General features: G+C 57.2%; 12 protein-coding genes. 1 reads left to right on the top strand and 11 read right to left on the bottom strand.

Features of this window, described 5'->3' with window-relative positions:
* The first annotated feature begins 38 nt into the window (after nucleotides 1-38).
* Nucleotides 39-386 carry a hypothetical protein gene (locus WG938_RS01675; protein WP_339976912.1) on the top strand — a complete coding sequence of 116 codons (348 nt, stop codon included), beginning with the start codon at nucleotides 39-41 and terminating at the stop codon, nucleotides 384-386.
* Between the two features lie 77 nt (nucleotides 387-463).
* On the opposite strand, the gene rfbA is transcribed toward WG938_RS01675, so the two are convergent.
* The 11 genes from rfbA to WG938_RS01620 form a co-directional block, all read right to left on the bottom strand.
* Entirely contained in the window at nucleotides 464-1,339 is an 876-nt protein-coding gene (gene rfbA, locus WG938_RS01670) for a glucose-1-phosphate thymidylyltransferase RfbA (RefSeq protein ID WP_339978718.1), read from the bottom strand.
* Nucleotides 1,340-1,343: 4 nt separating this feature from the next.
* On the bottom strand, nucleotides 1,344-2,006 hold the full coding sequence (locus WG938_RS01665; protein WP_339976910.1) for a dTDP-4-dehydrorhamnose 3,5-epimerase family protein: 663 nt from the start codon (nucleotides 2,004-2,006) through the stop codon (nucleotides 1,344-1,346).
* A 38-nt stretch (nucleotides 2,007-2,044) separates the two neighbouring features.
* Nucleotides 2,045-3,055 (bottom strand): dTDP-glucose 4,6-dehydratase, encoded by a 1,011-nt coding sequence (gene rfbB, locus WG938_RS01660; protein ID WP_339976908.1) that lies wholly within the window; start codon nucleotides 3,053-3,055, stop codon nucleotides 2,045-2,047.
* A 52-nt stretch (nucleotides 3,056-3,107) separates the two neighbouring features.
* Nucleotides 3,108-4,169: a c-type cytochrome biogenesis protein CcsB gene (ccsB, locus tag WG938_RS01655; RefSeq protein ID WP_339976906.1), complete on the bottom strand. Its 1,062-nt coding sequence runs from the start codon at nucleotides 4,167-4,169 to the stop codon at nucleotides 3,108-3,110.
* Between the two features lie 102 nt (nucleotides 4,170-4,271).
* Entirely contained in the window at nucleotides 4,272-5,927 is a 1,656-nt protein-coding gene (resB, locus tag WG938_RS01650; protein WP_339976904.1) for a cytochrome c biogenesis protein ResB, read from the bottom strand.
* A 25-nt stretch (nucleotides 5,928-5,952) separates the two neighbouring features.
* On the bottom strand, nucleotides 5,953-6,783 hold the full coding sequence (locus WG938_RS01645; RefSeq protein ID WP_339976902.1) for a cytochrome c biogenesis CcdA family protein: 831 nt from the start codon (nucleotides 6,781-6,783) through the stop codon (nucleotides 5,953-5,955).
* Complete coding sequence (locus tag WG938_RS01640) at nucleotides 6,784-7,407, bottom strand: TlpA disulfide reductase family protein (protein ID WP_339976900.1); 624 nt, start codon at nucleotides 7,405-7,407, stop codon at nucleotides 6,784-6,786.
* A gap of 58 nt (nucleotides 7,408-7,465) precedes the next feature.
* On the bottom strand, nucleotides 7,466-8,086 hold the full coding sequence (locus tag WG938_RS01635; RefSeq protein WP_339976898.1) for a histidine phosphatase family protein: 621 nt from the start codon (nucleotides 8,084-8,086) through the stop codon (nucleotides 7,466-7,468).
* A 21-nt stretch (nucleotides 8,087-8,107) separates the two neighbouring features.
* A complete protein-coding gene (gene hemL, locus WG938_RS01630) occupies nucleotides 8,108-9,433 on the bottom strand; it encodes a glutamate-1-semialdehyde 2,1-aminomutase (RefSeq protein WP_445228194.1) in 1,326 nt (441 codons plus the stop codon).
* A 41-nt stretch (nucleotides 9,434-9,474) separates the two neighbouring features.
* Nucleotides 9,475-12,210, bottom strand: coding sequence for a heavy metal translocating P-type ATPase (locus WG938_RS01625; RefSeq protein WP_339976894.1), 2,736 nt, complete (start codon nucleotides 12,208-12,210; stop codon nucleotides 9,475-9,477).
* Nucleotides 12,203-12,604 carry a hypothetical protein gene (locus WG938_RS01620; protein WP_339976892.1) on the bottom strand — a complete coding sequence of 134 codons (402 nt, stop codon included), beginning with the start codon at nucleotides 12,602-12,604 and terminating at the stop codon, nucleotides 12,203-12,205. The genes WG938_RS01625 and WG938_RS01620 overlap by 8 nt, the downstream gene beginning before the upstream one ends.
* Nucleotides 12,605-12,638: the final 34 nt, after the last annotated feature.

The raw sequence follows: 12,638 nt of genomic DNA, 5'->3' as shown, positions 1-12,638 counted from the left end.
TTACTCTACGTATCCTGGTGACAAGTAGGAGGTTTCAGGTGGGTCGTTTAATCCTTTTGGTTCTCATTGTTGTGGCAATTGTGCTGGTCTGGAAGGCTTTTGGGCCCGGCGCACGCGCGCGATCACGAGGATCGTTCGGCTCCCGTGGCTCCCGTGGCCAACAGGAACCACACGCGATTGCACCTGACGACGACGCCGATTTTCTGTGGAAACTCGAAAAGGCTCAGTGGGAAGAAAAGCGCCGTCGTGAGCGGGAAGCACTGCTGCGCGAGCCACAACGAAAGCCCAAGGCTGATCCTGGCAGCAATGATCCGCATGCGGGCGGCAGTGGCGAGACTGGTGCCGGTGGCGAAGGCGATGAAGGTAGCGAAAGCGGAAACCAGTAAGCCGTCATTAGCCAGGCACAACTGGCCATTTTCTTTCTGCGCTGGCAGAACCGCTCAGGCATTCCCACGCAGTCGCGCTACACGTCTTTCCCACGCTGCAGTAGCTGCAACAGATACTCGCCGTAACCAGACTTCGCCAGTTCATTGCCACGAGTGCGCATCGCGTTGTCGTCGATAAAGCCCATGCGCCACGCGACTTCTTCTGGGCAACCGATCTTCAAACCTTGACGATGCTCAATCGTCCGCACGAAATCCCCCGCAGCCATCAAATTGTCAACGGTGCCGGTATCCAGCCACGCCGTCCCTCTCGGCAGAATCTCCACCTGCAGTTTTCCACGGTCAAGGTACGTCTGGTTGATGTCCGTGATCTCAAGTTCCCCGCGCGCTGACGGCGTCAGACCACGAGCAATCTCCACGACATCCGAGTCATAGAAGTACAGGCCAGGAACAGCGAAATTACTGCGCGGCTCAGTCGGCTTTTCCTGGATCGCAGTCGCCCGGCCCGCCTCGTCAAAGTCGACCACACCATACGCGCTCGGATCTGCAACCCAGTAGGCAAAGATCGCTCCACCATCCACATCATGGAAGCGTCGCAGCTGCGTACCGAGTCCAGCACCGTAAAAGATATTGTCGCCAAGCACCAATGCCACAGAATCATCACCAATATGGTCCGCGCCAATGATGAACGCCTCGGCGAGACCATTCGGGGCTTCTTGCGTTGCGTAGGAAATAGAAATGCCCAGCTCGGAGCCGTCGCCAAGCAGGCGCTCGAATTGTGGCGCATCCTGCACAGTTGTAATGATCAGAATGTCACGAATTCCCGCCAGCATGAGCGTGCACAACGGGTAGTAGATCATCGGCTTGTCATACACAGGAACCAACTGTTTGCTGACTGCCTGCGTGATCGGAAACAGTCGCGTTCCCGTGCCACCTGCGAGAATGATGCCTTTCATTCGGCTAGACCTCGTCGCCTGCTGCTTCGTTGGCAAGAGCCCAGCCATCGCGCATCATGGTGTCCCACTCTTCGCAATCAAGCTGGGACGGCAGCACTCGACCGCTTGTCTCAAACTCTGCAAATGTCGGCGCAGCCGCATCCTTTTCAGAAAGAATCGGCTTCTCGACGCCCGCCCACGCCACCAACCCCTCAATATCGATGCCCAGTGCCGGGTCAGTAATGCTCACGGCATGTTCATGTTCAGGGTCATATGCGGCTGAGATCAGGTAGCTGACCATCGAGTCGTCGGCAAGTGAAACAAAGCCATGACCAATGCCATTCGGAATGTACACAACTCGTGGCTTTGCCGAATCAAGCTCAATGGTCATGTGCTTGCCAAAGGTCTCGGAACCGCGTCGCAAGTCAACGAGAATGTCGATGATGTGGCCGGCCGGGCAGCTCACGACCTTCGCCTGCCCCGGTGGCACGTCCGCGAAGTGCAGACCCCGCACCACGCCCTTCGCCGACTTACTGAGGTTCGCCTGCTCCGGCACAAACGGGTAGCCCAGGGCGTCCGTCAGCGCGTCGGATCGGTACCACTCGGTGAGAAAACCACGGTCATCGCCATGCACGACAGGTTCGTAAACGTAGACACCTGGGATCTCAGTCGGTTCAAAAGCGCTCATGGCTTACCAGTGTAGGCACTGACCGCGGGTTGTTCGTGTTAACCCAACACAGTTTCGCGGGTGCTATAGCCGGCTTCTGCCTTCGCATAGGCTTCCGCCCACCACGATTCGTTGTCGCGGTACCACGCGATGGTCTGCGCAAGCCCATCCGCGAAGTCCGTGTGCAGTGGGCTCCAGCCAAGCTCGGTCATCGACGCAGGATCAATCGCATAACGACGATCATGCCCCGGGCGATCCGTCACATGAACAAAGGCATCCTCGTCGTGCCCGAACGCCCGCAGCAGGTCCTTCACGACGTCGATATTTGATCGCTCACCATTCGCGCCGATGAGGTAGGTGGCCCCGATACGGCCGTCGTCAAGAATGCGCCACACTGCATCGTTGTGATCGTCCACATGAATCCAGTCGCGAACATTCTCGCCGGTGCCGTAGAGCCGTGGCTGTCGGCCATTCAGCAGACCACAAATCTGGCGCGGGATGAACTTCTCGGGATGCTGGCGAGGACCGTAGTTGTTCGAGCAATTGCTGATCGTCGCCTGCAGACCGAAGCTGCGCACCCACGCGCGCACAAAATGATCAGCCGACGCCTTCGATGCCGAGTACGGGCTTGACGGTGCGTAAGGAGTCTCTGGGGTAAACCGAGCAGGATCGTCGAGAGCCAAATCCCCAAACACTTCGTCCGTGGACACATGGTGCAAGCGCACCTTATGCGCCACACACGCCTTCGCGATGTTCACCGTCCCCATCACATTCGTGGTGACAAACGGGTCGGCATCGCGCAAAGAATTGTCATTATGGCTCTCCGCTGCAAAATGCACCACCGCATCATGCTTTGCGACGAGCTCGTCCACCAAGGCAGCATCGCGAATGTCGCCACGAACGACCTCGCAGACATACTCCCCTGTGTCGGGGTCACGCAGACTCGCAGGATTCGCTGCGTAGGTAAAAGCATCCAGGACGGTGATGTCGACGTCAGGGCGCGTCGACAAGGTTCGTAGAACGAAGTTAGAACCAATAAAACCGGCACCGCCGGTGACTAGGATGCGCATAGTGTCACAGCCTAGCCGAGGTGGCGATGCCGGTTAAAAGTCTCAGTGCTGGTTAGTTCAGGCCTGCGTAAGAGTGCAGTCCGGACACAACCATGTTGATGAAGAACAGGTTGAAGACCATCGTCGCAAAGCCGAGGATGTTAATCCACGCAGCCTTGTGATTACGCCAACCAGAGGTTGCGCGAGCATGCAGGTACGCGGCGTAGATCATCCAGGTGATGAGGGAAACAGTCTCCTTCGGATCCCAGCCCCAGAAACGACCCCACGCAACTTCTGCCCAGATTGCGCCCAGCACGATGCCCAGGCCGAACAGTGGGAAACCAAGAATTGCGGTGCGGTACGCGATTGCGTCGAGGGTTTTTGCCTCTGGCAACGGCATCACGACCTTGCCGAAGAATCCCTTTTCTTTACCCTTTGGCTGTGCGATACGCAGCAGGTACAACAGCGAAGCGATGCCCGAAACCAGCAGGATACTGCCACCACCGGAGACGGTGGAAACGTGAATAATGAACCAGTTCGACTTCAGCGCTGGCACAACTGGCGCGGACTCTGCGTACAAGCTGGTTCCGCCATAGAACATGAGCGCTGCGACTGGGGTGAGCAGCCACGGCCAAAACACCTTCATCTTTTCCTGGTGCAAAAGTGCGGCGGCCATAATCATGGCGAACAGCAATGTCAGGGCAATGTATTCGTACAGGTTGCCCCATGGGAAACGGCTTGTTGCCAGACCTCGCAGCACGACCGATGCAAAGTGCACCGCGATACCCAGGAACAGCACCAGCTCGCCCATGTTGCCCCAACGGCGAGCGACCTTTGAGTACTTTTCGGCCTTTTCGCTCTGTGCTTCGCGTGTGCTTACCGACGAACTTGATGTGCCAGTCGCCACCGAATCAGTGGCATCAACGTTGTCGGCTGCATTGGCGTTGCTTGCGCCAGCACCAACGAGAACTTTCTCGTCTGCAGACTCCGTCAGTGCCGCTTCGCGCTCCGCTTCAATGGCGAACTGACGACGCACATAGTGCCCAATGAAGAACAACAGTGCTACGAGGTACAGACCGAAGGCCGTGAAATACGACCAGTCCGAAAACTGCGCCAGCGTCTGATTAACAGGCATAGAGGCAACTCCAATAAAGAATGAGCCAAAAGGGACAAGAGTTGTTACTAACCTAGTCCCTAAAACTGAGAACCCCCGCTATCGGGGGGTTATTGAAACGGTCTAATCTTCTTCGTCGTCCACGTCTGGGCGACCAAGAACGCAGCGGACGATCTCATCGAACTCTTCGCCCCAGCCGGCACGGTCAGTTCGAGCCAAACCACCAAACTCCACACGAGTCGAATTTTCGTCTACTGGGTGTAGTCGAACCCAGATGCGACGACGCTTGATGGCCAACGACATCAGCAGACCACCCAGCATCATAATCGCCGACGCGAGAACCCAGCCCTGCGTCGGATCGTGAGCAACCTGCAAGTTCACAAATTCCTTCGCGCCAAGGAATTCGAGCTTCGTGCCATCTTCCAGGGTGGTGCTCTCCCCTTGCTTCAGGTTCACACGAGCTTCCTTAGCCAAGGCACCCGAGTGCATGAGGTCACGATCCAGCGAGAACAACCCTTGTGCTCGACCGGTATCAAGGCCAGCGTCACCACGATAGATATCGATAGCAATCGCTGGGTCACGCAGCGCAGGGTACGACGATGTCAGCAGCTGACCAGTTTCACCAGTGAACTGAGCTGTCGGCGCAAACAAACCTTCCAAAGCAAGCTGGTTCTGACGGCGCTCAAAAAGATCCGGGTACATACCAGCCGGTGGGTCGAATCGCATCGCACCCGATGACAGGAAGAACGTCGGATCATCTGGACGGAACTGCACAATTGAGGTGCGGGATTCCCCGTTTGGCCACGTCACCTTCACCGCAGGCGCAAAGCCGTGCCCCTGCAGGTACACACGGTCACCGTTGATACGCAGTGGGTGGTTGACCTTGAGTTCGGTCTCTTCCCACTGCTCGACTGGCTTACGCATGTCTGCTTCGTCGGCATAGCGAATATTCGAGGTGAACATTTCCGCCTGACCATTCGGCAAATAGTCCGCCTTAAAGTCCTCCACCTGAACACAGAACGGATTCAAGGTCGTGCCATCGAACGTGTTGCCATTGCGCATGGAGTCGAAGTTCGCGACGGCCGTATTACAGAACGGAACGTTCACAGCATCATTGACTTCTGGGCTGTCGATCTGCGTGCCAGTTTCGGTCACCAGAATGATCTGACCTTCGTAGTACGTCAGGCGTCCAGCAGCGACCGTCGCAAGGAGAGCCACCAGACCAAGGTGGAACACCAAGTTTCCGAACTCACGCCAGTACCCACGCTCCGCCGAAAACGACACCGCACCCGCTCGGTCCTCCTCCGCTGGAGTCTCTGTGCTGTGCCACTTCCGCAACCGGGAACGAACATCGGATGCGACCTCGTCGAATGGCTTGTCGACGATACCTGCATCGCTCATCGGCAACCTGTCCAGGTTCTTCGGAGCTTTCGCCGGTGGCGTCTTCATTGCTTGGTAATGATCCCAGCTGCGCGGCAGGATGCAGCCGATCAAAGAAACAAACAACAGTACATAGATCGCTGTGAACCAGTACGACGAAAAAACGTCGAACATTTGTAGTTTGTCGAAGATCTCGGCAGTTTTGCCGTTAGCTTCCAAGTACTGGTCGACCTTGTCTTGACTCAGCGAACGCTGAGGTAGCAATGCGCCAGGCACGGCCGCGAACGCCAGCAAGAACATCAAGATTAAGGCGGTGCGCATGCTGGTCAGCCAGTTCCACGCCATACGGAACGGGCGCTTCACTTTGTTCCAGACCATCGAATTCTGCGACGCAGACATGAAAGCTTCTTTCTGAGTTAGATAATCAGATCGGGGTTACGGTATCGGAGATAAACGCGACCTGAATCCAATTGATAAACATGTCCCACAGGCCAGTGACCAAGCACACGCCCACGAGAACCAGTAGCACGCCACCGATCAACTGAATGGTGCGGGAATGGCGACGCAACCAATCCACACCGCGCATTGCTGAGGCAGATCCTAATGCCACGAGAATGAACGGCAGACCAAGTCCCAAACAGTACGCGATGATCAGCAAGACACCTCGCGCCGCAGTCATCCCTTCGGTACCAGCCGAAATGGAGATAATCGCCGTCAGCGTCGGTCCCAGGCACGGGGTCCAGCCCAACGCAAACACTGCGCCAAGCAGCGGAGCACCCACCCACGTCGTCCACTTCTTCGGAGACATGCGCGTGTCTTTCTGCAGAGCAGGCACCATCCCCATGAACACCAGGCCCATCGCAATGGTGACGATGCCACCAACAATGGTCAGCACCCGAGCCTGCACGCGCAGCGTCGACACCAAACCAAAGATCGATGCCGATCCCAACGTCAGGATCACCGTGAAACCGGCGACAAAGAGAATGGCAGCCAACGTCACCCGTAGCCGAGCACTGCGAGCCTCAGCCTTGGATTTCTCCGGCTGGTCGAACGCTGCCAGTGGATCGGCAACCGAGGCTCCCGAAATGCCCGTCAAATATGAGATGTATCCCGGCACGAGCGGAATCACACATGGCGACGCGAACGACACGAGACCTGCAGCCATTGCTGCCAATAATGCCAACAGCAGCGGACCGCTAGTGGCGGTATCAGCGAAAGATTGGCCGATGCCTTGGGCATAGACGTCGTAAAGCACCTACGCCTCCTCGTTTCGGACCTTCTCGACGGCCTTCCACAATTCAGCTTCGGTGATTTCCTTCAAGTACACCGCGGCCGGGCGATGCTGACGATCCAAAATGATGGTCGTTGGCACAACCGACGCTGGGATGCCGCCCATTGCGCCTGCGTTCAAGAATGGTGGATCGTAAATGGACGGATATGTAAGCCCATTGTCCTTTGCGAAATCGATAGGTGCCTGGCGTACATTGTCCCGAACATTGATGCCGAGAACGGTGCCAATCCCCTCGTCCTGCATCTTCTCGTGCACGACCTGCAGGTCATCGGATTCCGAGCGACACGGAGCACACCACTGCCCCCACGCATTCAAGACAACGATCTGATCCTTGAAATCAGCAAGGGAAATCTCCTTGCCCTTATCCGTCAAAGACTCGCCGTACACCTCACCGATCTGTGCACGATCTTCTGGAGCGTACTCGATGACCTGCTTACCGCCTGGCGACACAAATTCAAATTGACCACCGATAGCCACAGCATCGTGGCCAACGGTGTCGTCATCGCCACAAGCAACCAGCGTTGCTGCCATCACACCGGCCATCGCAGTAGCTGCCACGGCAGTGAGAATTCGACTGCGGGAACGCATAAATCCCTCTTCCATTCAAGCTCGAACGTGGGCTACGTGAGCTACGTGAGCTATCAGTCTACAAATGAGCTGCTGGTTCTGAATAACGCACGTCGACAAGGGCATCCCCCACGAACACCAGCGACGTCACACTAGCCAGATCGCATTGCCTGGTCGCAGGGTTATGCGCAAGCTTCAAGCCGCGTGCCCGGCGCGCAGCAGCGACAACACACAACTGATGAGTGACGATAATCGCTTCGTGCCCCTCAGCAGCGAGACGAGCACGATCAATAGCCGAAAACATGCGATCAGCGATGTCGACGTAGTGCTCACCCCAGCTTGGCTGGCCAGGCCTGCGCAGCCGTGACCAGTACTTCGGGTTCCACAGATCAGAGTCCCAACCACGAACATGCAATCCCTCAAAGGAATTGCCGGCCTCAATGACGTCGTCGTCAAGGGTTGGGCTCATACCCAGCACCTTGGTGAAAGCGGCACTCGTTTCCTGGGTGCGCTCCAGTGGCGAACACGCGAAGTAGCGGACATCGTGGCCAGCGAAAGACTCAGCCGTTGCAGCAGCTTGGGCACGACCACGATCGGACAAATGCCAATCTGGCAGCCGTCCGTAGAGAATCTTCTCCGGGTTGAAAACTTCACCGTGGCGGACCAAATGAACGATCGTGTGCTTCGCGTGTGTGCTCACAGTAACGGGGCGGCCTCTCTACTAGTTCTCTGGCTTCGCGCTTGCAGCTGCCTTGGCGGCCTTAGCTGCAGCGGATTCGATGATCTCGAAGTCAGCGTCAGTCAACGCGGACGAGACGAACCACGTCTCGAAGCAGCTCGCCGGCGCGTACACCCCGTTCTCCAACAGAGTGTGGAAGAACGCTGGGTAGCGGAATGTGTCCGCAGCCTGCATGTCAGCAAAATTGTGTCCTTCACCTTCTGCAAAGCGAGGGCTCAGCATCGTCGCTGCACGCTGCATGTGGTGAGCAACGCCTTCACGAGTGAGAGCGTCGGACAGGATCGTCGACAAGCGGTCGGCATTAGCGGATACCGCAGCGTAAGCAGCGTCATCTGCGTGGCGCAGATTCGCCATACCCGCAGCCATGGCAACTGGGTTACCCGACAACGTGCCTGCCTGGTACACAGGACCGTTCGGAGCAAGGTATTCCATGACATCGCGACGGCCACCGAACGCGGCCGCTGGCAGACCACCAGAAACGACCTTGCCGAACGTCGTCAGGTCTCCTGCGACGCCATCGACGCCCCACCAACCGTTCTTCGAGGTACGGAAACCGGTCATGACCTCGTCCAGAATCAACAGCGCGCCATTGTCGTTCGCGAGCTTCTTCAGCTTCGCGTTGAAGTTGTCCTGTGGCGCAACGGTGCCCATGTTGCCTGCTGCAGCTTCAGCGATTACACATGCGATCTCACCTGGGTTCGCCGTAAATGCCGCTTCAACAGCCTCAATATCGTTGTACGGAACAACGATGGTGTCCGCCGCAGACGCGCCGGTTACGCCTGGGGAGTCTGGCAAGCCGAACGTTGCAACACCAGAGCCTGCGGAAGCCAGCAATGCGTCAACGTGTCCGTGGTAGCAACCAGCGAATTTAATGATCTTGCTGCGACCAGTAAAACCACGAGCCAAGCGAACTGCCGACATCGTTGCTTCGGTACCGGAGTTGACCAGGCGGACTTCCTCCACCGAGGTACGGCTAATAATGAGCTCTGCAAGCTCCGTCTCAGACGTGGTCGGGGCGCCGAAAGACAGGCCATTGACCGCTGCCTTCTGGACTGCCTCCACTACAGCTGGGTGCGCATGTCCCAACAGCATTGGCCCCCAGGAACACACGAGGTCAACGTACTCGTTGCCATCAACGTCAAAAAGACGCGAGCCCTTCGCATGCTCGATGAAACGTGGCGTGCCACCAACGGATCCGAAAGCGCGAACTGGCGAGTTCACGCCACCTGGCGTTACCGCCTGGGCCTCAGCAAAGAACTGCTCAGACTTAGCAGTCGATTGGGTTGGGTTCGTGGTCTGGGGCGAAATGTCATCGTTAGTCACCTCGCCATGGTAACCCGAGAGGCAAATCAGTTGCCGAAGAGTTCCTTCCACGGCATGCGGTCATTCAAACGCATCAGTCGACGCGAGCGCCATTCGATGAACAAACTCGAGACAATCATCAGCGTTGTCGCCACCAGTGGATGCAGGATGCCAGCCACTGACAGCACCAGCACAGCAATGTTGTACGTCCATGCGATGGCAATATTGGTGTCCATTGTGCGACTGACCGCGCGAGCCAAGCGGATCGCTTCTGGTACGGCAGTTACGCGACCACGAAGCGTGACGACGCCGGACTCCTCCAAATCAATATTGTCCGTGCTGCCCTTCGGATCCATGAGGACACCGACATCGGCGGCGCGTAGACATGGCAAGATCTCGTCATCGCCGACCATGACGACTGTTTCCCCGCCACCCCGAACATTTCGGACAGCAGCTGGTTTCCGAGGCCCGATGATTCCGGCAGACACACGTGAAATACCGAGGCGGTCCGCGAACCGACGCGCCACCGGATATGGGTCACGCGAAATCATCATCGTATCGATGTCCATCTCCTCGATCTGGTCGATCGCTTCGACAGCATCGGGCTTGATGTCCTCGCCCACGGTAATGACTCCACGCACCTTGCCACGCCAGCTCACGATGAGCGGTGCGCCGCCAGCCAAAGCCGCGACAGCCATCTGCTCGTCGAGCACTGACATGTCCCGAGGACGCCACAGGTGGGCTTCCACGAAACGTTGCTCGGTCGTACCGTGCTTGGTTTCAACTGGGATCTTCACCTGTCCGATGAAGCTGCCGTCATCGGTAATCTCCAGGTGGTTTGTCTCCACCCAATGTGGAATATCGTCGCCACCACTGCCCGCGTCACGAGAAACACGACACGCACGAACAATCGCCGTCGAGACTGGGTGATCGCTTTCCATCACCAAGGCACCGGCGACTCGCAGCACCAGCTCCGAATTCTCCCCCTCGGCTGCCTGCACCGTCAGCACGTGCATTTCGCCTTCCGTCAGCGTGCCGACACGGTTAAACACCACCACGTCTGCCTGCCCGAGAACCCGGAAAGATTCAGCACCTCGAATGAGGATCCCTCGGTGAGCGCCCGTCAAAATGCCAATGCGCTGTGCTGTCGACGTCGACATTGCTAGCGCTACCGGTGCAACGCCCGCCAACGTCGCCAATGCCACTGCGAGTGCACCACCAGCAGCACCAGAAATCAGCCACCAAATGCCGAATGACACAATCGCCAAACCAATGGCCCACGGCACCAACACCGAGGCGGAGCGAACCGCCGTTTGATACGCCACATCTTCGTCACGAATAGCCTGCTGAATCCAGCGCGTAATAGCAGCTGCTCGAGTCTTCGAACCAGTCTGCAACACGCGAATCTTCAACGAGTTTTCCAAGTTGATGCTGCCTGCCCAGACCTTCGAATTGACCTTGACAGCACGGCTTTCCTGCACATCACCCAGCAATCGCTCATCAACCCGGGACGCGCCACCGATGACCATGCCATCGACAGGAATGGACACTCCAGCGGGCACCACAATGTCGTCGCTGATATTGAGCTCTGCAATAGGCACCCGTTGTTTTTCGGGTTTCGCAGCTTTCGCTTTTCTCCTCACCACGGTGACGTACCGGTCTGGAGAAATCTTCAAATCGCGCAAGAGAGAACCCGAACGAATGCGGTTATACCGGGTCATCAATCGGCCAGCTAGCAGCAATACCGTCAATCCACACGCCACGTCGAAGAACAACTCAGACGTGGATGTCCGATCGTAGTTGAAGGCGAACCACGTCGGAGCCGTCGTAAAGCCAAGCTCTCCTGCTCCGCCAATGGCAAGTTCGCCCATCGACCACGTCCACGCCAACAAGATGGCGATGGAGCTAGCCCCATCCAATGCGGACATCTGGCGACGCAACGACGCGACCATTGCTCGGTGAAACGGCCAGCCACCCCACATCGCCACGATCGTTGACAAACCGGCCACGACCCACTGCCAGCCATCGAACTGCCAATCCACATTCAAGGACATGGCGAGCACCGGAATGGTGAGCAACAAGGAAATGAAGAACCGCAGCTTCGTTACCAACGCCTTGGCGGTAAACAACACCTCGGTATTGCCAGTCTGCCGGATCGCAGCTTCACGACGCCGCACTCGATCCTCATCCGCCTGCTGCGCTGCAGCAGGGACGGCAGGGCGACGTCGTGGGGCAACGTCTAATCGGGTTGCTCGACGACGCAGCGAGCTGCGCGTCAGGTACGCCTCAATACCGTGTTCTTCGAGCGCATCGAGCAACTCTTCAGGGACCATATCGTCAGGTCCAGTGATCCAGGCTCGACCCGGATCCAACACCACGGTGGCGTGGACGCCAGGAAACTCGTTGAGGATCTTCTCCGCCTTGGCTGCATCCATTGCGGTATTCAGGTCTTCCATTACCAGACCGAACGAGGTCAGCCCCGCACCTGTACGACGAGCGAGTCGCTGATGCATGCTCTCTTCATCGCGGGTACTGGATCGCATCAAACCCACTCGAGAAGCAGCAAGTTTTGCTTCGCCAATGGCTTCAGTGACACGATTGTCGATTTCCAGCAACTCTTCAGAGTGCAGCTCAGCTACTTCCTCTGGTGTCGGCTCGCATGGAGCGGCAATGCAGTTGTGGGCTTTCACATTCTGTCGACGAGGCTTACCTCGGTTGATCACTGTCGGCGCAATATCGGCAGCTTCGTTAGGAACCCGGGGTTCGTCCGGTTGGTCAGTCATTGGATGCCTTGTCCTTCGCAATCTGCTGAATGCGCACCTGGCGGAACATCATCAGCGTGCCAAACACGAAGAAAACCGGTGCAACCATGGCCACCGGGGTGACCACCTGGAGCAGCATTCCCGCCAACGCAATGAGCGTGACGATAGATGCTACTGCAAGCAGTGCCCAGCGCAGCCCTGCGATATCAAGTGCTTTCACCGACAACAACCGAACAATTCCGCCACCGAGAATGAGCGTCACCGCAACGATCTTGACATCACGGGCTACATCTTCAGGGAATCCAGAGGTGTCTTGCAGGAACATAAAAAGACCAATGACGATTGCTAGAACAGCGCCAATAAAGAGCACCCACTCCCAGGCAACCTTTGGCAGCCCTTGCGAAGCATTAGACACTGGAACCTTCTCCTGTTCTTCCCTGCAACTCGGT

It is taken from the genome of Corynebacterium sp. H113 (assembly GCF_037572315.1).
Lineage (GTDB): Bacteria > Actinomycetota > Actinomycetes > Mycobacteriales > Mycobacteriaceae > Corynebacterium.
Note: the sequence above shows the minus strand (reverse complement) of the source record. Positions and strands in the feature narration are given on the sequence as shown.